Source organism: Aneurinibacillus uraniidurans (assembly GCF_028471905.1).
Taxonomy (GTDB): Bacteria; Bacillota; Bacilli; order Aneurinibacillales; family Aneurinibacillaceae; genus Aneurinibacillus; species Aneurinibacillus uraniidurans.
In genome coordinates this window covers 2431763-2455995 of the sequence record NZ_CP116902.1, presented here as the reverse complement: position 1 = coordinate 2455995, position 24233 = coordinate 2431763, and the positions used below count along the sequence as shown (strand labels likewise).

Genomic DNA, 24233 nt, shown 5'->3' with positions numbered 1-24233 from the left:
ATCGGGTGGGGCAACGGAACGCCTGTATGCGATCCCCAGCGGAAGGGGTCAGGTGAACGGGTTTTTGCCCACAATCCTTCGATGTAAATACATCGTGGGTTCTCTTTTGTGGGCGAGTTCATCTGGCACCTGAAGCGGAAAGTTCCTACTTCGTAGCGAGCATACCGAAGTGACGAGGCCCCACCCGATCCCACTCCTCCACCATACTTTGGGAAAAACTTTCACCAAGAAGAGGCTGCCTCATTCTAGCTTTTGAGACAGCCTCATGTATTTTATGCCCGGTTTCCTGGTAGACCAGCCTTCTGCTGAAAAGGAACCTTTACATTTTTAAACCCGGCATTGCGTGGTGTATCCTGATTTGTCTGCGTATGAGCTTCACGAGCACGCGGTTTTCCCGGTGGCTTGTATAACTCAGTTGCAAACTCAGCACGGGCAAAGTCACGTTTGTTCCTGAATAGGTCGTGATTATTGGTCATTACTTACGGTCACCTCCAGGTTTTTTCGGGGCGTACATGTAGTATATCCGCCAGATACTGCAGTATGGGTGCTAATTTTTTCATCGATTGGTTATTGACCAAACCAGTAAAAGTCATCATACTGAAGTAATAAAAGATAATTTTTTATCCAGTTTCTGTTGAAAAAATGGGAAATAATAGGTATAATCTCCTAGTGGAGTGATTAGATACCTTTTCAACAGACGCTAACTATTCTTATTGGTATATAAATTAGGCAGAGAATGAGGAGGAACACGGATGAGTAAACGAGTTATGATTGTGGATGATGCATCATTCATGCGAATGATGATTAAAGGATTTCTTACAAAGCATGGATATACAGTAGCGGAAGAAGCAGCGAATGGCCTAGAAGCAGTTGAGAAATACAAGCAGGTTACGCCTGATTTGGTAACGATGGATATTACAATGCCAGAGATGGATGGAATCGAAGCGGTAAAAGAAATTCGCGCATTGGACCCGAACGCTAAAATTATTATGTGTTCTGCGATGGGTCAACAGAACATGGTTGTACAGGCCATTCAGGCCGGTGCACGTGACTTTATTGTGAAGCCGTTCCAGGAAGACCGCGTTATTGAAGCAATCAAAAAAGTGCTTGGTTAATATGTTGTAAAGAGAAACAGGTGGAGGGCGGGGAGTATGCAAGCAAATCAAGTTAATGCCATTTTGCTTGGGACACGTAGCGTCCTGGAAAATCATCTTGGTATGAAAGTTAACCCTGGTAAACCGACATTACAGGTAAATCCCGTACTATCCGGGCAAGTATCTGTCATTGTTGGGGTAACAGGGTCTATTAAGGCAGAACTAATCATGGGGATGTCAACCGCTACGGTTTGTGCCATTATTGGTAAAATGTATGGTGGTATGGAAATTCTTGAGATTGATGACATGGGATGGAGTGCTTTTTCTGAGTTCGGAAACTGGGTAGGCGCGGCTTGTTGTACCGAGCTTACAAACAGTGGGCATACAGATGTAAATATTACTCCACCGATTATTAATGAGGGAGAAAGCCGATTCCGTTCTGTCAACAAGTTTATCAGCATCCCGTTTGGCATTGATAACGAGTATGAAATCATGGTTCATATCAGCACACCACAGTAAGAAGTTCAAACAAAACCGACCAATTTCTCTGCTTCGGTGGATATGGAAGTCATATGTACGAACCGTGTTGATTCCGCTTGTGCTAGTGGAATTGCTTTTTGTGGGATTGTATTTTTTCTCGGGCATTTGGACGAAAGAGCAGATCATTATACATAGTAAGCAAACTGCGAACGATGAATTACAACGGATTGCCCGTCGCGAGGCAACCGGGATTGAGCAGAAGCTTTCTAGTATTGAATCACTTGGAAATGTGCTACATCAGCAAATCGAGTACAGACTGGCGCAGCCCGTTCCTGCTCTGTCTGTTGATGATGCCTCTCGTCTTGTTCAGCAGCCGAACGGACCGTACTATACCGTGAGGGACAGCATGAATCATGATGGTGTAGCGGTTTTTTACAGCGGGCACAAACCCGTTACCGCCCATGGAAAACAAAAAGTGGCGCAGCTTTTACAGCTGCAGCCGCTTTTTAAGCATGTCCAGCAGTCGCAGTCTATGCTCACATGGGTGTACTATACCGACCACAACTCATTAGCGGTTGTATACCCTTATTTGGATGTGAGAAAACGGTTTCAAGAAGGCATAAACTTTACCTCCTATAACTTTTATTATGAGGCAGATCAGGAGCATAATCCACAGCGACAGGCATGTTGGACGAATACGTATCTTGATTTGGCCGGGAAAGGCTGGATGACATCTTGTCTGTTCCCCGTATATTCTAGTGGTCGATTAGAAGGGGTTGTGGGCCTTGATGTAACGTTGGATACGATTTCACGCCATATACTCAATCTAGACATTCCGTGGGATGGATATGGAATGCTCCTTGGGCGCGACGGTTCCGTATTAGCTCTCTCAGATGAAGGAGTCCGGGATTGGAATACGTCCCAAAATTTGGTGCCATCCTCTGGCTTTTTACAAGATCATCCTGATTTTTCTACTGTATATAAGCTTGTACAGGCGGAGAAAAGTGGCATTAACCATGTAGACATCAATGGAGAAAAGCGGCTTGTGGCCTGGGAAACAATTCCTCGTACAGGCTGGCGCTTACTTATTTGTACGCCTGAGCAAAGTATATACAAGGAAGCTGACCGTCTCGGTTTTGAACTAATGCAGGCAGGATTGTGGATGCTAGCTGGTCTTTTCGTATTTTATGTTGGATTTTTTGTGATTCAGTATTATCAAGCTCGTCGGATGAGTAGTAGTTTACTGCATCCCCTTACAAGAGTGAATCATATGATCCGCTGTATTGAACAGGGAAGATACAGGCAGGAGCCTGTTGGATCGAAGATTGAGGAGCTGCATGAAACCGAACAACTAATTGCTGATATGGGGGAGCGTCTCGGTGCAGCACAGCACGAACTCGAAGAACGCGAGCAGGATTTGCAAGCGCTTTTGCAGTCCATTGACGATATTATTTTTGAGATCGATGAAGATGGCGTGTATGTGAATGTATGGACGCAATGGAAACACCATGAGGAGATTATCGGCAAAAAACTAGCTGATCGGATTGGAGAAGAGCCAGGTCGCATCATGCACGAAGCGGTGCTGCGTGTGCTTGCTAGTGGACAGCCTGACGTACTCGAACAAGAGCTTACGGGTTCATGGGGACGGCGTTGGTTCCAAACGCGAATTGCGCCAGTGTGTAACCGACCTAGAGCAAAACGAACTGTATCAGCGCTGGTACGTGATATTACAGAGAAGAAGCGAATGGAACAGTTGCTGATTCTAGCACGGGAGGAAGCCGAAAAGGCAAGCAGGGCTAAATCACAGTTTTTATCGAGTATGAGTCATGAACTGCGCACACCGATGAATGCGATTCTTGGGTTCGCTCAGCTATTGGAATACCATCCGCATGAAACGCTCACATCCTTGCAAAAGCAAAGTGTGGAGGAGATTTTGAAAGCAGGAAATCATCTGCTTGATTTAATTGATGATGTACTGGATTTGGCACGGATTGAAGCCGGTAAAACATCGATCACGCTTGAGCCTGTAGATGTTCATTCTCTTCTGCAGGAGTGCACGGCGCTGATTGCGCCGCTCGCTGATCGGCGAAGCATTACGTGTACGATTCGTTACGAACTTTCACCCGGGTTGGCTGTTGTGATGGCGGACCGGATTCGACTGAAGCAAATTTTACTGAATTTATTGTCAAATGCGGTGAAGTACAATCAGGACGGTGGCTTAATTACGGTGAGCGTTGAAGAGCCACAGTCGGACTGGGTGCGCATTACGGTATCAGATACGGGGTGTGGGATTACGGATATGCAGAAGGCCGTAATTTTTGAATCATTTCAGCGTGGCGAGCAGGACGGAATTGAAGGAACAGGAGTTGGACTAACGATTGCTCGTCAGTTGGCTCGCTTGATGAATGGTGATGTGCAGGTTCGGAGCACACCGGGAGTGGGAAGTGACTTCTGGATTGATCTATGCCGCTGTGAAAGTGTGTCGGTGCAGCATGCGAATACCGGGGAAGTTAGACTGCTGAAAACTCATAACCGTATACATCTACCACTGCGTAAGGTGCTATATATTGAAGATAATCCAGCTAATCTTATGCTTATATCTCGTGTGCTAAGCCGCTACCCGGACGTCGAGGTGCTTTCTGCCTCAGATGCGGAACTTGGCATAGAATTAGCGCAAGTGCATGAGCCGCATGTGATTTTGCTTGACCTGCATTTACCTAGTATGAATGGGTACGAAGTGCTTCGTCGTCTTCGGACAGATCCACATACGAAACACATTCCTGTCGTAGCGATTAGTGCGCATGCGATGCCACATGAAATTGCACGGGGAAAAGCGGCTGGGTTTGTGGAATACATTACGAAGCCGCTGCATCTCCCTGATTTTTTAGCAACAATGGAGCAATTGCTTAAAATCGAGAAGAAATCGTAAACCTAGCAGCAGATGGGGAACATTCTGCTGCTAGGTTTTTATAGTTTAAAAATACTGCGTATTTAGCAAAGGGATAGGTTTCTTTTGAGTTTATAAAGGCAGTTATGTATAATCGTAAGGTAACGCATCACATTTGTTATGGAGGTTAGTATGACACACGAAACAAAAAATAATTCCGCTTCTTCTGTGGACTTAAAATCCGCTCCGAAGAAGGAGAAAGATTACAGCAAATATTTTTCAGGAACAGCACCAAGCTTAAAAGATGCGAAGAAGCGTACGAAGAATGGCATCGAATATAACGAGTTTGAAGGGATTCCAGAGGAGTTACAAGGGCTAGGCAAAGGCCGTACCTATTTGATTCGTACGTATGGCTGTCAGGCAAATGAGCATGATACTGAAACGATTATCGGATTGTTTCAGGCGATGAACTTTACCGAGACAGAAGATGAAGCAGAGGCAGACGTGATCTTGTTTAATACGTGTGCCGTGCGTGAAGGTGCGGAAGATAAAGTATTTGGCGAGATTGGTCGCTTAAAAGCATTGAAGAAAGAGAAGCCAGAGCTGATTCTCGGTGTCTGCGGCTGTATGTCACAGGAGGAAGCGGTTGTGAACCGTATTCTCAAAAGCTATCCGCATGTAGATTTAATTTTTGGCACGCATAACATCCATCGTATGCCGGTTCTGCTTCGTGATGCATTCTTTAATAAAGAAATGGTCGTTGAAGTGTGGTCCAAAGAAGGAAACGTCGTTGAGAACATGCCGAAAGTGCGCAAAGAGGGACTGCGGGCGTGGGTAAACATTATGTATGGCTGCGACAAGTTCTGTACGTACTGTATTGTACCGTATACACGTGGTAAAGAGCGCAGCCGCCGCCCAGAAGATGTACTCGCAGAAGTACGCGACTTGGCACGTCAGGGCTATAAGGAGATTTTCCTGCTCGGACAGAACGTCAACGCATACGGTAAGGATTTTACGGATATTGAATATGGCTTCGGTGACTTAATGGATGATGTGCGCAAAATTGATGTGCCACGGGTTCGCTTTACAACGAGTCATCCGCGTGATTTTGATGACCATCTGATTGAAGTATTGGCGAAAAAGGGGAACTTGATGGAATACATTCACCTGCCAATGCAGTCCGGCAGCACGGAAGTTCTCAAGCGGATGGCCCGTAAGTATACGCGCGAACAGTATCTAGAACTCGTTCGGAAGATTAAAGTGGCTATTCCAGATGCGGTTCTGACTACTGATATTATTGTTGGTTTTCCGGGTGAAACGGAAGAACAATTCCTGGAAACCATGTCCCTTGTCGAGGAAGTGGGCTTCCATTCTGCGTACACGTTTATTTATTCGCCACGTTCTGGAACACCGGCAGCTGATATGGAAGACAATGTATCAGAAGCGGAGAAGAAAGATCGCTTGCAACGTCTGATTAATCTAGTAAACCGTCTGGGACGCGAGCAAAATGAAAAACTGCGCGGTCAGGTCGTCGAAGTGCTTGTAGAAGGTGAGAGCAAGAACAATCCGGATGTGCTTATGGGACGTACACGGACGAATAAAATTGTTCATTTTACGGCACCAAAAGAAACAATTGGCCAGTTGATTCATGTGAAGATTACAGAACCGCAGACATGGACACTTTATGGAGAAGTTGTTCCAAAAGTAGAGGTGTAAGACAGATGGAAGAGAAGAAGGAGCATATGCTTGATTATGATTCGATTCTCGAACAGGCACGTGATCTTGCGGGGTTAATTGCTAACTCAGAAGAAGTAGCACGCTTCAAGCAGGCAGAGCAGAAAATTAATGCGAATGAAACGGTACAACAACTGATTGCCGAGATTAAACAGAAGCAGAAGCGAATTGTAACGCTTGAGCACAACCGCAAGGATGAGCAAATTCCGGCACTGGAGCGGGAGATTGATGCGTTGCAGGACGAGTTAGATCAGATTCCAATTGTAGTCGAATTCAGACAATCACAGGCTGAGATGAATGAACTATTGCAGATGGTAACAGGTGCAATTGCAAATAAAGTTTCAGAGCACATTATCGTTTCTACCGGCGGCGACCCGCTGTACAGTGAAGCGGGTCGAAAAAATGGGTAAGGCAGCAGCGGAGTGATTGGCATTCGGATTACTGCGGCAAGTGGTGGTGTTACAGGTGAAAACAGATGGGAATCGAACGATGCCTACTTTCTGCTTTCACCCACGGCGTATGCCCTGCATATTTATGGATTATCAGTCAAGACGCTGATTTTGGGGCTTCATAATGTGGGCGCTAGAGGGCTGCACCCGTGATGAATGCCCTGCATACACATGTAGGGAAATGCTGGATGGAGGAGGTAACAACCATATGTCGAGTACAAATAAAGAAGTGCAGTGCCGGGAAATTATTACGAAAGCGGTTTGTGGTCGTGGTCGTAAGTTTTCCGAAACCACTCACACCGTTACCCCATCCCACAAAGCAGTCACGATTTTGGGAGCCTGGGTGATTAACCACACATACCGGGCGAACAAAATCGGAGAAGCTGTCGAGGTAAGCGGATCGTATGAATTCAACATCTGGTATTCGTACAACAACAACACAGATACGAAGGTAGGTTAATTGTATATAATAGTATAGAAGCGGAAGTCTGCCAGAAAGATGGCAGGCTTCCGTTTTATTTTTGGCATACTATATGCATTATACATAAACAAGCATAAAACATATGCGATGCAGACACCCTAACAACTATAAAGGAGGCGTATTTACGTATGACAGAAGATAAGTGCATTTCTTGCGGGAATGAGTTGGTTAGCTGGGAACGCAACCGTGCGGAGTGTACAAATTGCCGCGAAATCATGGTAGAGACCTACCATGACGACTCCTTTCATGCAGAAGACGAATTGTTTATTCAGGAATGAATAATAGTGGGAGGAAAGCCAGGCTGTGCGCGCCTGGCTTTCTCTCGTATGCAGAGTTGGATAGCATTGTGCATAAATACATAAAAGAGGAGGGCTGGTGAGTTGATGAGTTTGCGACGGAAGCTATTCCTGCTATCTGCGTCACTCATTATTTTTGTAGTGGGAATCAGTGAGGTTTTTTCGTACCGCAGCGTGAATCGAGCAGTGGAGCAGACAGTAGCGGAATATAGCAGCCGGATGGCTGAGAATACGGTAGCACATATGGATACGGAAACGTATAAGAAATTTCTTGCACGGCCAGCTGACGATGAGACCTACTGGAAACTACGCCGCGAATTAAATGATCTACGTGAAAAAACTGGAGCTTTGTATATCACAACGGTAGAAGTACGAAATAATCAAGTGCGCATATTGCTAGATGGACAGCCGAAAGACTCGAAGATTGCCTCCCCGATTGGCGAGCCGACCGAAGCGCTTAGTGCTGAACAGGTGGCGGCTGTCATGAAGGGAGAGACGCTGAGTATGCATCTGGTGCATGATGAAAAATATGGAGACTATTTGCCTGCTGTAGCACCTATTCGAGATCAAACAGGCCAGGTGATTGGTGTATTGGAGATGGATATGAGTGCTTCTTTTGTGAATGATCTTGTTCAGGGAGCCATCATCGACAATATTCCGACATTTGTACCGACAAGTGTGGGGCTTGTGTGTGTGTCAACGCTGCTGTTTTCCTGGTTGGCCCGCCGAAGTTTGCGTCCATTACAGGACGTAACGGAAACGGCTGAGAAAATTGCTGCGGGAGACTTTTCTTCGCCCGTGAAACAAAAGATAACGATAGCGGATAATAGCCAGGATGAAGTGGGAAGGCTCTCGCACGCTTTTCAACTAATGGAGACTACATTGGCCGGATTTTTGCGCAATGTCCAAACGAGTGTGGACGGAGTAGCAGCAGATGCAGAAAGATTATCAATTGCAACGGAGTACTCGGAAGCAAGTGCTGCGTCTGTTGCATGTACCATTCAGGAAGTAGCGGATGGAAGTGTACAGCAGAACGAACGGGCTCGTGACATCGTTCAGATGATGAAGCAGGCACGCGATGTCGTTGGTACAGGGAAAAAGCAGATTGAGCAGAACAATCATCGAACACAGCAGGCAGCAAATATTTCCCGACAGGGTCAGCAAGCGATTCGGCAGGCCGTAGAACACATGCCAACGATTTCACATGCTGTCGGGCAGGCGTGTGAAACGATGGAGCGATTGACCGAGCGTTCTTCACAAATTGGCGATATTGTAACCGCTATTACGGGGATTGCTAGTCAGACGAACTTGCTTGCATTGAATGCAGCAATTGAAGCGGCTCGCGCAGGGAAACACGGACGCGGGTTTGCTGTGGTAGCCGACGAAGTGCGGTTGTTAGCAGAGCAGTCGAATGCAGCAGCTAGACAGATCACAGAACTTGTGCAGGACATTCTGCTGGAGATGGAGCACACGGTGTCATCTATGCGAACAAGCGAGCAGGCGGTGACGGAACAAATTACGCTTGTACATGCAGGTGGGCAGGCGCTCGATGCGATGGCGGTTTGTATGAAAGAAGCAGAGGAAGATTCATCCGGAATGGCACAGTCATTTAACCAGATTGAGTCAACCGTAGAGAATGTGCTTGTGCATATTGAGGAAATTACCTCGATTCTAGAAGAGGCGGCGTCAGCTACACAAGAAGTTGTGGCCTCTGCACAGGAACAGTCGGCAACCGTTCAGGAGATTGCGGCGAACGCTGAGGATATGGCGCGTATTTCACGGCAGCTGCGCGAAGAGCTTGCGAGATTTACTTTCTAGTCCGCACACAATTGATTTGGCGTACAAGATATGTGTGCACAGTCGGCTTCATATATATACTAGCGGGTGATGAATATGATCCGCATTTTACAGGTGGAATATGGAGATGAGCCGATTGTTGTGTATTTCAGAGAGCAGATTCAACTTTTTTATGAAGAGAAATTTGGAAGTGATATAGAGGTAATAGTCAGCGAAAACCAAGATGGAATTTTTGTGGAACAAGAGAAGGAAACATAAATACGTACAACCCACTCATGCATACACATATATCTGATGATCATAGTACAGCATGAGCCGGGAGGGATAGAGGATGATACCGGTTGCGATCTATGCTCGGGTTTCTACGGATCAGCAGGGAGATTCCATTGACCATCAGATTTCGCTGATGAAAGATTACATGCATCGCATGTTTTCGCAAGAGTATGCTGTAGCCGACGACTTACTGTATGTCGATGAAGGATACAGTGGTTACTATACGACCATTCTGGAGCGCCCGGCAATGAAGCGCTTGCTTGAGGATGCACGAGCAGGGAAATTCCGTGTTGTGTTGTTCAAGGAGATTACCCGGATGGGGCGGGATGAAGAGGAAAACCTGAAAATCGTTCGGATTCTCGAAGCATCCGGGGTGCGAATTAAGTCACACGATGGGTATGATTCCGAGCGACCGGAGTCAAAGTTGTTATTCAAGATTAGCAACTTCATGGCGGAAGTCGAATCAGAGCGTATTAGCAGTCGCGTATCTGCTGGTTTCCGGGAGAAGGCACGTACCGGTAAATGGCCGTCATCCCATGTTCCGTTTGGGTATCGACGTGATCCTCATACACAGCATCTCGTAATTGATGATGTACAGGCAGAAGCAGTACGCCTAGCCTTTCAGTTGTATGTGCATGAGCGGCTTGGAACGCCTGCTATTGCAGAGCGGCTGAATGCATATGGTTATCGCAGTGCTCGCAATAATCGATTTCAGCAGGCAACCGTTCGCAAGATGCTTAGCAATCCTGTGTATACAGGAGATGTTGTATACGGCGTGAAGCGGACAAAGCTTGAGCGTGTATATGATGAGAATCAAAATCTCATTAAAAAAAGCCGGAAATATATCGAAACTGGCAATCCGGTCATCGTTCGACAGGCACATCCGGCGATTGTGGAGCGCAGCTTGTTTGATCGCACTCAGGAACTATTGTGCGAACGTAGTACGAAAGCAGGAAGGCCGTCCAATCGGGTTAAGTATCCGCTTGCTGGCCTTCTATACTGTGCGCGGTGTGGTGCGGGCATGGTAACGATTCAATCAACGAAGTCAGGCCAGAAAACGTATCGGTATCGCTATTACAAATGTGGTCAAAATCATAAATATGGAAGTGCAGCCTGTGTACATGAACCGATTCCGGCAGAAGAGCTCGAGCAAGCGGTATTTCGTCTGTTGATCAACGAACTGGCTCAGGCTCAGGCCTTACATCCGATACACTCCCGTGTGAAGGCCAATAGCGGGGAACTCGCCCATAAATACGCAGCGTTTGAAGAAGAAAGGAAGAAGCTGTTGAAAAAACAGCGGAACATCGCAGCTGCAAGTGACCTGCTCGAACCAGATGAGCTGCGTGATTTTCTTGCTGGACTTAAAGTGCGAATGGATGCGGCAGCGCAGCAAATGAAGACAATACAGGAGCAGATGAGGCATACTGGACAGACGGAAAATCAGGTCTATACGCTTGAAGAGATACTGAAGGCCCGACGAGTATTCGAAATGCCAGAAAATCATCGCATACTGCGAGCACTGTTTCAGCGGCTTGTAAAAAGGGTGGAAGTGTACGATCGAAACAACGTATCCACTCTGTATTTTCATTTTCATCATATACACGAATAAGCTAGCGCTATACCCAGTTTTGCATTCTGTATGCAAAACTGGGTATATAAAAATCACAAATGAATGAATGAATCTGCCATATATGCTAGTTTTTTGTTGGCATAATAGTTGCAATATTTTAAAATTGTAGAATAGCAGGATTCCTATTAAGTTGCCATAATAGCCCAACTTGTTGGCTGAAGGGGTAACGCAGATAATCTGAACTTGAAGTAAATAAACATTGAGGAGGAATCGAGATGTCAACAGTAACACAAGTGCTTGATCTGAAAATGTATGTAGATGGGAAATGGGTAGATGCACAAAGTGGAGAAACACGTGACATTGTGAGTCCAGCCAACGGTCAAGTCATTGCAAAAGCAGCAGAAGGAAACGTTGAAGATGCACGCCGCGCGATTGAAGTGGCACGTCGTACATTTGATGAAGGTAGCTGGTCGGAGATGCCAGCTGTACAGCGAGCTAGCTATTTGTTCGCGATTGCAGATAAGCTTGAAGAATATGCGGCAGAAATTGCCCGCTTAGAAACACTTGATAACGGCAAACCGCTTCGTGAAGCAGAATTCGATGTCGCAGATGCGGCGGCTTGCTTCCGCTACTATGCAGGTCTGGCAACAAAACCGGATGGACAAACATACCATGTAGCAGACCCAATGCAGGCAATGGTTGTACGTGAAGCCGTTGGTGTATGTGCATTGATCGTACCGTGGAACTTCCCGCTCCTCATGGGTGTATGGAAAATTGCTCCGGCTCTTGCAGCGGGTAATACGGTTGTATTTAAGCCATCTGAAGTAACGCCGGTTACAGCGATTAAGCTGTTTGAAATTATTGAAGAAGTGGGCATTCCACACGGTGTAATTAACATGGTAATGGGTGCAGGCCCGACAGTTGGGAATGAGCTGGCCGAGAGCCATCTTGTTGATAAAGTGTCATTTACAGGCGGTACAGCAACAGGCCGCAGCATCATGAAAGCGGCTGCAGGAAATATCAAGAAAATCTCGCTTGAACTCGGCGGTAAATCTCCGAATATCGTATTTGCAGATGCAGACTTCGAGACAGCGGTAGATTATGCGCTGTTCGGTATTTTCTGCAACCAGGGACAAGTATGTTCCGCAGGTTCCCGTCTGTTACTAGAAGAAAGCATTCATGACAAATTCGTAGAGCGTCTTGTTGAGCGTGCGAAGCAGATTACAGTAGGCGCTGGCGACCATCCTGACACAGAAATGGGACCGCTTGTTAGCAAAGCGCATATGGAAAAAGTACTCGGTTATATCGAGATCGGCAAACAGGAAGGGGCGCGTCTCGTATGCGGTGGAAATCGCATTATGGAGAATGGTCTTGAAAACGGATACTTTGTTGAGCCGACGATCTTCGTGGATACAAAACCGAACATGCGTATTGTACAGGAAGAGATTTTCGGACCTGTGCTTGCGGTGCAGAAGTTCAAAGATGAAGCGGAAGCAATTGAACTGGCGAACGGAACAGTATACGGTCTTGCAGGCGGCGTGTTCACACTGGATGGAGCAAAAGCAATGCGCGTAATTAAGAAGCTGCGCTCCGGTATTACATGGATTAACAGCTACCACCCGACATACAATGAAGCACCATGGGGCGGTTACAAGCAGAGCGGCATCGGTCGTGGACTCGGAACGTTTGGCCTTGAAGAGTTTACAGAAGTGAAGCAGATTAACATTAACATGCAAGTAGAGCCAGTAGGCTGGTTCAAAAACTAAACGATCACTTTCAGAAAAGGGCTATCCCATGTGTAAAGCATGGAATAGCCCTTTTTTACCAACCTCTCTTTCAGTCGACTTTGCTGTTTTGCCTGTTGTTTCAAATGTTCATCGGTAGTTTTCTTTATAAAAATAAGACAGGACTTTGAGCTTGGTAAAAATAGATAAACGTGTTGATTTTTCTAGGGTTTAAGGATAGATTATTTTTTAGAAAGCTTGATTTATATAGGCTCGAACAGCAACACATGGTGTATTTAAATTAAAATTACTCAATTTGCTCGCTTTATCTACTTTCTCGAACAGCAACACATGGTGTATTTAAATAACCAGGACCTAGGCTAATCAAACTCTGTACATGCTCGAACAGCAACACATGGTGTATTTAAATCCAGAGAAGGGGTAGACTTTCTTTTTAAGGACTATCTCGAACAGCAACACATGGTGTATTTAAATAGACGATCCAGAGAACGACGAACCGTGCGCTCATCACTCGAACAGCAACACATGGTGTATTTAAATTAGCAATTCAACCACTTTATGCACTTAATTAATTTTCTCGAACAGCAACACATGGTGTATTTAAATGCTGAAAGAACATCATCATCTGTTTCTAACATGCCGCTCGAACAGCAACACATGGTGTATTTAAATTAGAACTCGACTTCTGAAGCTGCAGCTACTTCTGCCTCGAACAGCAACACATGGTGTATTTAAATAGTGTTGGTGATATTACGAGTTATGTATCAGGGACGCTCGAACAGCAACACATGGTGTATTTAAATTCGGTAAAAATCCAAATAAAATATATCCTGGACAAACTCGAACAGCAACACATGGTGTATTTAAATGGGATGACAACAACGGTTGCTGTCCGTGCCGGTCCTCGAACAGCAACACATGGTGTATTTAAATTCGCAGTCGGGCGACGTATGGCAACACAAACCTTCCTCGAACAGCAACACATGGTGTATTTAAATGGTTGCCGTGTCGGTTCCGGGTCTTGTATTGCTTCCTCGAACAGCAACACATGGTGTATTTAAATCTGGGAGGAGTAACGAAATGAAGACGATACGAAGCACTCGAACAGCAACACATGGTGTATTTAAATACACCCTAGCTGCAGGGAGGTCATCGGCTGCACGAACTCGAACAGCAACACATGGTGTATTTAAATAATGTGCCTCTTGTTGAAGGCGAGCAAAGCTTTCACCTCGAACAGCAACACATGGTGTATTTAAATCACAGAGAAAGATCAGTGAAATCGAAAATGGGTTGGCTCGAACAGCAACACATGGTGTATTTAAATTTGCGTTTGCAACGGCTATTCCACTAGCATTCCTGACTCGAACAGCAACACATGGTGTATTTAAATAGCATGATCGTGATAAATTCCACGACTTCCGTTTCTCTCGAACAGCAACACATGGTGTATTTAAATAGCTTCTCAACGAAGATCGCTTGAAGAAGCGAAACTCGAACAGCAACACATGGTGTATTTAAATGTAAAAAGAATTAAGGGGTAAAACGTATGTATGTATTCTCGAACAGCAACACATGGTGTATTTAAATGTAGTAAAAAGGGGGGTTGCAGTTTGCTTTAATGCCTCGAACAGCAACACATGGTGTATTTAAATCCCATCGAGCAACTTATGCTGCTCGCCTGGAACAGGCTCGAACAGCAACACATGGTGTATTTAAATTAACTAACGAGGGGAATATTCCTGGACTGCCTGTGCCTCGAACAGCAACACATGGTGTATTTAAATTCCTTATGGTAACCTTGTATTCTATTAGTTTCTAAGCTCGAACAGCAACACATGGTGTATTTAAATATGTGGTACATATCTCTACTACACACCAAACCTAATCTCGAACAGCAACACATGGTGTATTTAAATCCAATTATGATCGTTGTCTGGAGCGCTCCTTTTCCCCTCGAACAGCAACACATGGTGTATTTAAATATTCTTGTACAGCATACAATCCTACCCGTGCTTTGCTCGAACAGCAACACATGGTGTATTTAAATAGAAGTATGGCTTTACCTGGGGCGGCGATTTTAAGCTCGAACAGCAACACATGGTGTATTTAAATTCGATTTCCTGCAAAAGCAGCAATGCGTTAGCCATCCTCGAACAGCAACACATGGTGTATTTAAATAGGTATCAGGATGACGGAATGACGTTAGAAGTTACCCTCGAACAGCAACACATGGTGTATTTAAATCTATGACGGTCAATGGGCTACAAACTTTACAAGCAGCCTCGAACAGCAACACATGGTGTATTTAAATTCTGGCCGCCAGTCTCCATTTTCTTTTTAGCTAGCTCGAACAGCAACACATGGTGTATTTAAATCCAAATGGATTGGTGTCTGTTTTAACTGCCAGGCGTCTCGAACAGCAACACATGGTGTATTTAAATGGCTCATGCGAAGTTAGGTTCTAAACAAGCGGAAAAACTCGAATAGCAACACATAGTGTATTTAAATTATCTTCAACTCTAGGCGAACCTCACATATACTCCTACTCGAACAGCAACACATGGTGTATTTATCTTATTTTGCTTATTTGTAATTACGCAAATAGTTTCAATGAGTTCTTTTTATGGTAAAACATATAAAAATGATAAAAACATTTTTATATAAGGGGGGGTTAGATGGTCTTTGAACAGCTTACGGTAACAGTGTTTTTACGAAAAAATATTCATTTTAGTTTTAGCAGTGAAAAAATTGGTCAATGGATTAATGCTGCTCTTTATCTCGATGAAAACTTAAAAGTATTTCATGAACAAAACCAATACAAACACTATGTTTTTGATAATTTATATCCTTTTGAGAAAGATGGTGTTTATAAAGAAGGGAAAGTATACATATACAAGATTCGTAGTCTAAAACAAGGTTTTTTATCAAAGGTAAAGCATTTGCTTAAAAAAGTAAACGATGATAATTTTCAACTTTTAGCTGCGGAAATCACCCGTATGCCACAACGCCCCATTCAAGAATTATATACAGTTACTCCTTTTTTCATAACAGTTAAAGGAGCACCATGGTTCGTTGAGCACGATTGGACAACATTAGAAGAACGGTTACAAGCTAATGCCGAAAAGAAATATAAGAATCTGTTTGGAGAAGAGCGATTTACTCATTCTTTTATTCAGCGAATTGAAATCTTGAATCAGCGTCCGATTGCTATTTCGTATAAAGGAATAAAATTACTTGGGAACAAAGCGAAAATAACAATTCAGGATGATCAGCAATCACAAAAGCTTGCTTTTATTAGTATGGGAAGCGGGCTTGCAGAAAAAAATTCTGCAGTAGGTGGGGGATTTTGTCTGGCTACATACATATGAGAGGAGCGATGGTGTATGCTTCAGGATCTCGTCCAGCAATTTAAAAGAGAAGTAAGCCAGCATCCTGAAATTGTGATGGATAATTACGAGCTAAAAGAAGGAATCTACATTAAATTTGCTCTGGATAAAACATTACAAGAAAATATAGCTGAAATTTCTGACCGTTCGCTTATTATTCATCGTAAGCAGGATACAGCTGTTGCTAATAAGGAGCTTTTGCAATGGTTTAAAACTAGAGATTACTACAGTAGTGTGTTAAATGACAGTATGAATAAAGCTGTTGATCTTCCGGCAAAAAAGATTCATAGTACAAATGCATTAACTTTTTTCATGAAAGTGGATCTCTTGATTGGAGACAAAAAGGGGTTCTCTACCTCACAATTACTTTTACATCTTCAAAACTTCTATCAGCTTTTAGAACAAGCCAGTGAGAAGCTCCTCAATATGTATCCGATAAATTCAAAAAAAGAGCTGAGTAAAAAGCAAATTTTACAAAACAGAGATCAATTTTTTCAAGAACGGTATTCTGACGTTATGCAGTATATTGATTCAGAACTCCGTGCCGCAATCAGCAGACAAGCATACAACTTTTGGGAAGTGTATCTCTCTGAGTTTCTTACCTTTCTTGAGTCGTATAAAAAAGAAGTTCCTTTTTCTACATATGTAAAAGTTTTTTTCGAAGCAGAAGAAAGTGTGTATCAAAGTGAATACCTTGTATATATCCTGCCGAAAATTTTTAATGATAATAAGTTTAATGAGCTAAAAAATGAAAATATAGTAGGGTTGCCAGCTTATGATATTAGCATGAATGCAAAAAAACCATATCTAGAGCTGAAAACAATGCAGACAGCAGTCCCGATTCGAGTGCAGCTTGAAGATGCACTGGCTACTAAAGACTTATATAAATGGTTGGAGAGTCAGGGGAAGTTTCGTGAGCATCAAATTCCCTATGAAGGGGCTTTTTCGCTGGAAAAATCAAAGGTACAGCTTCCATCACGGTATCACATTCGGTTGGATTCCGGGGGAAGTATTGAATTTTTTGAGAATGTTCCGTTTCGTATGCCGGATATAATCAAGTTTACCTATAAGAATGTGCTTAAGATTACAGAAGAGGAAAATGGGCAGAGGCTTATTAAACGGTATTCGGATGTAACAAAACCGGGACAGCTTCATGGGCTTATTGGGTCATTGTTTTTTGCGGGTAGAATGAAGGATTCATTTTTACATGCTGATCCTGATATAAAAACAAATGTTTTTACCGCTGGGATGCTCTCCTTATTTTTAATGAGCAGACAAGCTTGGTACGATTTTCTGTATAAAGGTACGAACATTACCATTCGTCCGCTAATTGACAAAGTAACGAGACAATTAATTGAAGAGCAGATTGCCAAGACTGCAAAGGGATTATACTTGAAACAGATAGCCGATGCATATAATTTGCGTCTTTCATTATTGCAATATTTAGATATAGAAAGGGGTTATCAGGTGGCAGACTATATTGAGTCTACTGTTTCCGCTCTACAGCATAAGCTATTTGCTAAAGAGCAGGTCGTATGTGAGAGTGATGAAGAGTTTTATTTCTTAGCTGGACAACTTGCCTATTATTTGCTTATTCAATCACAAACAAGTAAAAAAACATTTGGTCTTTGTGAGCCTATTCTCCAGGCGAAAACAGGACAGCAACTTAAAAGAAGGTTGGATGAGCTTTTTACTGTGTATAATCATGCTATTTCTATGGGAAGCCTGCGCTTTAAAAATGCAATGTCAATGATAATGGGATATACAGCTGAAGGGAATATCAAGGGAGTGAATCGGGATATGCTGCTGGCGGGGCTGCTGGCGCAAAATATGTTGTTGCAAAAACAGGAATAGAGGGGATAAGCAGAATGGCAAAGATGAATAAGCGAGTGTATGGGGTAATTGGTATTGCGAGCCGGATGGCAAATTGGAATGCAGACTTTACGGGACGGCCTAAGACATGCAGTGATGGAACCATTTTTGGAAGTGACAAAGCTTTGAAATATAGCATGAAGCGTCTTTGGGTATCGCAGGGAGAGAAAGTGCTGTATTTTAAATCATACATATTAAATCAAAAAGGAGCTGAAAAAAACAAAATTCAGCCAAAAGAATTGGCAGAGCGATATAACGAATTATTTGATACAGAGATCTCTGATAAGACCTCATCACAAGAAGTGCTAGGGAATCTTTTTTCTACAATTGATGTTCTGAATTTTGGCGCTACTTTTGCAGTTAAAAAGCAAAACATCGGGTTGACGGGTATTGTGCAAATTGGTCAGGGATTTAATAAATATGAGGATTCTCTTGTAGAGGTACAAGATATTTTATCACCGTTTCGTAATTCTGCTAAAGAAGAAGCGGATGCCTCAAGCCTTGGAAAGAAAGTTGTAAGTAATGAAGCACATTATTTTTATCCTTTCTCTGTCAATCCTAATCATTATGATGAGTTTACTCGATTGCTTCCTGATTTTGAAGGGTATACAGAAGAAGCTTATTTAAAATTTAAGGAAGCGGCACTTGTTGGGGCCACCGCATTAAATACAAATAGCAAGGCTGGTTGTGAGAATGAGTTTGCGCTATTTGTGACGTGCAAAGAAGGGGAAAATCTGTACTTGCCACATCTGGATACGTATATTGATTTTCGAAAAGATGAAAGAAATCTGATTGATATTACACGGGTAGAAGAAGTACTGTCTGCAGCAGCTGATCGAATCGAGACGGTAGAAGTATTTTATAATCCGTACACGACAGATATTTATACGACAGCAGGGTTTCTATCTAAAGAAGGATGGACTAGAAAAAATATTTTTACTCGTACAAAAGTTGAATAGCAGGATGTGAATCAATGAAAGCAATCGCTTTTGAACTCACCGGAAAAACAGCATTTTTTAAGAAGCCTGATGTGAACGCAAATGCATACTTTACATATAGTCATATTCATAAAATAGCGTTGTATGGTTTGCTAGGAGCTATCCTTGGTCTGGGTGGATACGCAACCCAATATCGAGATATTCAGCTTAATGGCAAAAACGAAAAGAATTTGTACCCGGAATTTTATCGTTTGCTTCGTGATCTACCTGTAAGCATTGTACCGCATGGGGATCGTGGATATTTTGCGAAAAAAATCCAGATTTTTAATAACTCAGTAGGTTATGCAAGTCAGGAAGAAGGAAACAATCTTGTTGTTCGCGAACAATGGATTGAAAATCCACACTGGACAGTTTATGTGCTGGATAATGGCACAGAGATTTTTTCGCGTCTGGCTGCAATGCTAGAAGCAGGAGAAAGTGTCTACTTGCCGTACCTTGGAAAGAATGATCATCCGGCTTCACTTTCTTCAATTCGAATGCTTGCGCTTGAATGGCAGGAGCGTACAGAGCGGATTGATTCATTATTTTATACGGAACATGTTACGTATCAGAAGAGAGGCGGCACAACGGATGGAAGTGCAAGTTTTCATTCCTATAAAGAACAGATTCCTGTAGCTTTGGATACACAGTTAAATTCATATGAGTATAAAGAAGTTGGATTTACGAACCGTAAGTTGGCAAGTTTAGAAGAGGATGCACCAATCTATACCGGAGAAGGTCGATTTTTATACTTTTTATAAGGAAGGGGATGCCCCCTTCTTTTTTGATAGGGGGATTATCATGATATCCATTGCTGAATATATACGAGAAAGTGATCACATCTGGGCCCATGTTGGTAAGCAAGAAAACGAAACGCTGGAGCAACATTCTGATTTAACGCAGTTCTTTTTTGATAAGCTGTTGCAAGAAAATGGGGTAGAAGAAGCACTTCAATCCATTGTTTCTGCTCTTACTTTTGATGGAGAAAAACTGGACGAAGCTAGTCACCAATTAATTATTACGATGTTTAAGCAGGCTGTTTACATGCATGATATCGGAAAAGTTAATCCGGTTTTTCAAAAAGTAAAGATGCGAAATCGAACAATACAGCATACAGACCAGGAGGAGTTAAATGACTCTCATCACGCTCTTTTATCGGCACTTTTGTATGTTGATATTTTTTCACTAGCGGTAGAAGTGGTTAAAGAAGATGGGGTTCGGGGGTTTTTACGGCATGTTCTTTATACGTTTGCATATGTGATCTCTCGGCATCATACGTACTTGGAGGATTTATCTGAAGCGGATTTTCAGAACAAGTTAGAGCGTCTTCAAAAAAGAGTAAGAGGATTTCCTGGCTATGTAAAGTATTATGAGGAAAGTGAGCGTGTACGAAACGAGCTGAATTTGATCATTTTTAGTGAACAGACATATCGTTATGAAGATGGTCATGAAGCATATTCCTTTTATATACTAGCAAGGCTTTTGTATTCAGCTCTCGTTGCTGCAGATTTTTATGCAACATATACATATGAGAACGAAGATCAAGCTCCTGAATGGAAATACGTAAAGGAAGCAGATAAGGAAAAATTATATACGGCTTATCGGAACACGAAAATTTATCAAGGGATTGAAGCGTATAAAAAAGATAAAAATGTGTTTGCGGATAGTGCCATTAACAAGCTGCGCTCGGACATTTTTTTAGAGGCAGAAGAACGGCTTTTGCAGAATCTTGATAAACAAATATACTATCTCGAAGCTCCGACTGGTAGTGGCAAAACGAATATGTCCATAAATCTGGCACTTCAACTGCTTAATCACCATGAGAAGTTGAATAAGATTGTGTATGTATTTCCTTTTAATACATTAATTGAACAGACCAATCAAACATTGCAGAGGGCATTCGAGGACGAAGAGGTTCGAAATAGTTACCGTATATCTGTTGTGAATTCTGTTACCCCTATTGTGACAGAGAAGGAAGAAAAGGATGCAGAATCTACAATTAATTATCGCGAAGAGTTGCTGAATCGGCAGATGCTACAGTATCCAGTTACGATTACTTCACATGTGAATTTTTTTCATTATTTATTTGGAACCGGTAGAGAATCTAATCTGGCTTTTGCCCACTTGTGCAATAGTGTAATTATTATTGATGAGGTACAGAGTTATCGGAATGATCGATGGGTTGAAATTATTCGTTTCTTACAATGTTTCAGCGAGTGGATGAATATGAAGATTATTATTATGTCTGCAACGCTTCCGAAATTAGATCAGTTGCTTCAAGAGCCGACCAAGCAGGTAGAATTAGTAAAAGATCCTGAGATATATTTTCAACATCCTCTTTTTAAAGGACGTGTCCATCTACATTTTTCATTATTGAATAAAACTGAGTATACACTTGATGAGTTGCTGTTGGATATTGAGAAAGTTCGGGAAGAGCGTGGACCTAGTCGTATTCTCATTGAGTTTATTAAAAAGAAAACAGCCCGAGAATTTTATCGTTTGGCATCTGAGAGATACGAGGGACGAATCATTGAAATTACCGGGGATGATAGTAGTTATTTTCGCCGCAAAATTCTTGATGAACTTGGTGCGGTAGATGAAAATAAGATGCTTAAGGTTAAAGATGTGCTTGTTATTACAACCCAGGTAATTGAAGCTGGAGTTGACATCGATATGGATGTAGGCTTTAAGGATATTTCTCTACTTGATAGTGAGGAACAGTTCTTGGGGCGGATCAATCGATCATGCTTGCGTTCCGATTGTCGAGCCTATTTTTTTAATCTTGACGGCGCTTCACAGATTTACCGGAATGATTGGCGTCTAGAATATGATCTACTTCATCCTGATTTCAAAGAATATTTAGTTAATAAGCGCTTTAAGGATTTTTATGAGATGTGTTTTACCCGGCTTCTGGAACAAAAGAAGGAGAAAAACAAACAAAATGCAGCTATTTTTACGGAAAAAGTTCAAAGACTTGATTTTAAGCGCGTAGCGAAACATATGGAGCTTATTGAAGATCGCTCTTTTACGTTATTCGTTTCGCATGTCATTCGATTTGAAGATGGAACTGAATTAGCTGGTGAAATGGTATGGCAGCAGTATAAGGAGTTGCTTACTGCTGATTCAATGGAGTATGCAGAGAGGCAGGTGAGGCTTTCTGCTGTCCGTGAGAAAATGAGTTTCTTCACATATTCTTATATTGATTCGAGCCATCGGTATGATAAACGTCCAAAGCGATATGATGAGCAGATAGGGGATTTGTTTTTTATTGAGCAAGGGGCCGTTTACATGTATGAAGACAAAGTTACAGGGATTAAAAAATTTGATCATGAGCTGTACGAAAAAGAAGCAGGTGGATTGTTTTCATGAAAGTTACAGGTACATTAGTTAATTATTATTTTCATTGCAAACGACAATGCTGGCTTCATGCCAACAAAATCAACCTCGAAGATAACAGTGAAGATGTTCGTATTGGAAAAATTCTTCACGAATTACGGGCAGAGGGAAACAAAAATAGTGAAATTGCAATTGAAAGCATCAAAATTGACAAATTAACACCAGATTATTTGATTGAACATAAAAAATCTGACGCTAATATTGAAGCTGCAAAGTGGCAGACACTTTTTTATCTCAAGATACTAAAGGATAAAGGGATTGAGCGAAAAGGAAAAATTCAATTCGATGAAAAGAATAAGCAGGAGAAAACAATTATTTATGTGGATCTAACAGAAGATATAGAAAAAAGGTTGCAGGAGTTAGAGCAGGAGATTATCGATTATTGTTCTTCGGCTACACCTTCTCCGGCAATTTTGGATAAGAAGTGTAAGCGTTGTGCTTATTATGATTATTGCTATATTTGAGTGGAAGGAAGTGAAATGATGGGGCGGTCAACTAAGTACTTGATGAGCATGGGGGAGTTAAAGAGGAAAGATCATTCGTTAGTGTTTCGAAATGATAAGGGAAATACGTACATTCCGATTGAGGGTATAAAAGAAATTTACTGTTTGAATGAAGTGAGTTTAAATACAAAGCTGTTTCAGTTTCTTTCGAAAGCTGGAGTAACTGTGCATTTCTTTGATTATCATCATCAATATTGCGGAACGTTTTATCCGAAGGAACAGCTTGTAAGTGGAAAGCTAACTGTTATGCAGGCACAAGCTTATATGAACAAACGCATGGATATTGCCAAGGCAATTGTCCAGGGAATAGCTGGGAATATCCATCAAGTGTTGTATCACTATTACAAGCATGATCGTAAAGATCTTAAACCTTTTTTGGATTGGCTTCGCAAAGATGTGCCTGTATATTTGGCAAAAGACCTTGATAGTAAGCAGGTATTGTTCATAGAAGGAGAAATCTGGCGCAAGTTTTATACTTCTTTTTCAAGCTTTTTACCAGCTGATTTTGTTATGAATAAACGAGTAAGGCGTCCACCTGATAACCCTATGAATGCTCTTGTGTCTCTTGGAAACTCAATCCTATATTCTAAGACGGTTTCGCAGATTTACCAGACCCATTTAAATCAAACGATTAGCTTTCTGCATGAGCCATCTGAAAGTCGTTTTTCGTTAAGTCTAGATTTATGTGAAGTATTTAAACCGATTATAGTATTTCGGACGATTTTTGAGAATGTGAATAACAGGAAGTTACAGGTTGAGAAGCATTTTGAGCGGAAGTTAAATTATTGTCTTCTGAATAAACAGGGCAAGGAGATTTTTTTGTCGTCATTGGAAGAACGGTTTAATAGCGTATTCCAGCACCCTGTACTTAAACGAAAAGTAAGTTATAAAACAGCCATTAAACTGGATGCGTATAAATTAATCAAATTGATTGTAGAGAATAAGCCCTTCGTTCCATTCAGTGTTAAGGAGTTGAAATGATGGCTGAAAAGAAGTTGAACTATAACTATATTTTTCTATTTTATGACGTGAACGAACTTCGTGTACATAAAGTTTTCAAGATATGTAAGAAGTACTTGTTTCATCATCAGAATTCAGTATTTCGTGGTCCTATTACTCCATCTAATATTATAAAACTTCGAAAAGAACTAGCTACTATTGTCCAACCTAAAGAAGACTTTGTTTCCATTATAAAAGTGATAAATGAATACAGTTTTGAAGAAGAAACATTGGGACAAAAGAAAAAAGATGGAGAGAATTTATTTTTATAAGTGGTTATCTACAATTAAC

General features: G+C 42.2%; 20 protein-coding genes and 1 CRISPR repeat array. Of the genes, 19 read left to right on the top strand and 1 reads right to left on the bottom strand.

Annotated elements, in window-relative coordinates:
- Positions 1-272: 272 nt before the first annotated feature.
- Complete coding sequence (locus PO771_RS12215; RefSeq protein WP_272559956.1) at positions 273-476, bottom strand: hypothetical protein; 204 nt, start codon at positions 474-476, stop codon at positions 273-275.
- Between the two features lie 276 nt (positions 477-752).
- On the opposite strand from PO771_RS12215, the gene PO771_RS12210 reads away from it, so the two are divergent.
- The 19 genes from PO771_RS12210 to cas2 all read left to right on the top strand — a co-directional run bounded on the left by PO771_RS12210 (position 753) and on the right by cas2 (position 24214).
- Positions 753-1115 (top strand): response regulator, encoded by a 363-nt coding sequence (locus PO771_RS12210; protein WP_272559955.1) that lies wholly within the window; start codon positions 753-755, stop codon positions 1113-1115.
- Positions 1116-1151: 36 nt separating this feature from the next.
- Positions 1152-1613 (top strand): chemotaxis protein CheX, encoded by a 462-nt coding sequence (locus tag PO771_RS12205; RefSeq protein ID WP_272559954.1) that lies wholly within the window; start codon positions 1152-1154, stop codon positions 1611-1613.
- Positions 1579-4503 carry a hybrid sensor histidine kinase/response regulator gene (locus tag PO771_RS12200; protein ID WP_272559952.1) on the top strand — a complete coding sequence of 975 codons (2925 nt, stop codon included), beginning with the start codon at positions 1579-1581 and terminating at the stop codon, positions 4501-4503. Before PO771_RS12205 ends, PO771_RS12200 begins: the two co-directional genes overlap by 35 nt.
- A gap of 150 nt (positions 4504-4653) precedes the next feature.
- On the top strand, positions 4654-6177 hold the full coding sequence (gene miaB / locus PO771_RS12195) for a tRNA (N6-isopentenyl adenosine(37)-C2)-methylthiotransferase MiaB (protein WP_272559951.1): 1524 nt from the start codon (positions 4654-4656) through the stop codon (positions 6175-6177).
- 5 nt (positions 6178-6182) lie between these two features.
- A complete protein-coding gene (locus tag PO771_RS12190) occupies positions 6183-6605 on the top strand; it encodes a YlbF/YmcA family competence regulator (protein ID WP_422664945.1) in 423 nt (140 codons plus the stop codon).
- A gap of 247 nt (positions 6606-6852) precedes the next feature.
- Complete coding sequence (gene cotE, locus PO771_RS12185) at positions 6853-7104, top strand: outer spore coat protein CotE (RefSeq protein ID WP_422664944.1); 252 nt, start codon at positions 6853-6855, stop codon at positions 7102-7104.
- A 149-nt stretch (positions 7105-7253) separates the two neighbouring features.
- Entirely contained in the window at positions 7254-7403 is a 150-nt protein-coding gene (locus PO771_RS12180; protein WP_272559949.1) for a hypothetical protein, read from the top strand.
- 105 nt (positions 7404-7508) lie between these two features.
- Positions 7509-9239, top strand: a complete 1731-nt coding sequence (locus PO771_RS12175) for a methyl-accepting chemotaxis protein (protein ID WP_272559948.1) — start codon at positions 7509-7511, stop codon at positions 9237-9239.
- A gap of 75 nt (positions 9240-9314) precedes the next feature.
- Complete coding sequence (locus PO771_RS12170) at positions 9315-9476, top strand: hypothetical protein (protein WP_272559947.1); 162 nt, start codon at positions 9315-9317, stop codon at positions 9474-9476.
- 73 nt (positions 9477-9549) lie between these two features.
- Entirely contained in the window at positions 9550-11100 is a 1551-nt protein-coding gene (locus PO771_RS12165) for a recombinase family protein (protein ID WP_272559945.1), read from the top strand.
- A 254-nt stretch (positions 11101-11354) separates the two neighbouring features.
- The gene (locus PO771_RS12160; protein ID WP_272563156.1) at positions 11355-12827 is read left to right on the top strand and encodes an aldehyde dehydrogenase family protein; all 1473 of its coding nucleotides are present in this window, start codon (positions 11355-11357) and stop codon (positions 12825-12827) included.
- Between the two features lie 230 nt (positions 12828-13057).
- Positions 13058-15384: direct repeats of the CRISPR family, unit length 30 nt; unit sequence CTCGAACAGCAACACATGGTGTATTTAAAT.
- Between the two features lie 100 nt (positions 15385-15484).
- Positions 15485-16177 carry a CRISPR-associated endoribonuclease Cas6 gene (locus PO771_RS12155; protein ID WP_272559944.1) on the top strand — a complete coding sequence of 231 codons (693 nt, stop codon included), beginning with the start codon at positions 15485-15487 and terminating at the stop codon, positions 16175-16177.
- Between the two features lie 15 nt (positions 16178-16192).
- Positions 16193-18049, top strand: coding sequence for a hypothetical protein (locus PO771_RS12150; RefSeq protein ID WP_272559943.1), 1857 nt, complete (start codon positions 16193-16195; stop codon positions 18047-18049).
- Positions 18050-18063: 14 nt separating this feature from the next.
- Entirely contained in the window at positions 18064-19026 is a 963-nt protein-coding gene (locus PO771_RS12145) for a type I CRISPR-associated protein Cas7 (protein WP_272559941.1), read from the top strand.
- A gap of 14 nt (positions 19027-19040) precedes the next feature.
- Positions 19041-19805 (top strand): type I-B CRISPR-associated protein Cas5b, encoded by a 765-nt coding sequence (cas5b, locus tag PO771_RS12140; RefSeq protein WP_272559940.1) that lies wholly within the window; start codon positions 19041-19043, stop codon positions 19803-19805.
- 40 nt (positions 19806-19845) lie between these two features.
- Positions 19846-22413 (top strand): CRISPR-associated helicase Cas3', encoded by a 2568-nt coding sequence (gene cas3 / locus PO771_RS12135; protein ID WP_272559939.1) that lies wholly within the window; start codon positions 19846-19848, stop codon positions 22411-22413.
- The gene (locus tag PO771_RS12130) at positions 22410-22904 is read left to right on the top strand and encodes a CRISPR-associated protein Cas4 (RefSeq protein WP_272559938.1); all 495 of its coding nucleotides are present in this window, start codon (positions 22410-22412) and stop codon (positions 22902-22904) included. The genes cas3 and PO771_RS12130 overlap by 4 nt, the downstream gene beginning before the upstream one ends.
- Positions 22905-22919: 15 nt before the next feature.
- Positions 22920-23924 carry a type I-B CRISPR-associated endonuclease Cas1b gene (gene cas1b / locus PO771_RS12125; protein ID WP_272559937.1) on the top strand — a complete coding sequence of 335 codons (1005 nt, stop codon included), beginning with the start codon at positions 22920-22922 and terminating at the stop codon, positions 23922-23924.
- Positions 23924-24214 (top strand): CRISPR-associated endonuclease Cas2, encoded by a 291-nt coding sequence (gene cas2 / locus PO771_RS12120; protein ID WP_272559936.1) that lies wholly within the window; start codon positions 23924-23926, stop codon positions 24212-24214. The genes cas1b and cas2 overlap by 1 nt, the downstream gene beginning before the upstream one ends.
- Positions 24215-24233 lie beyond the last annotated feature (19 nt).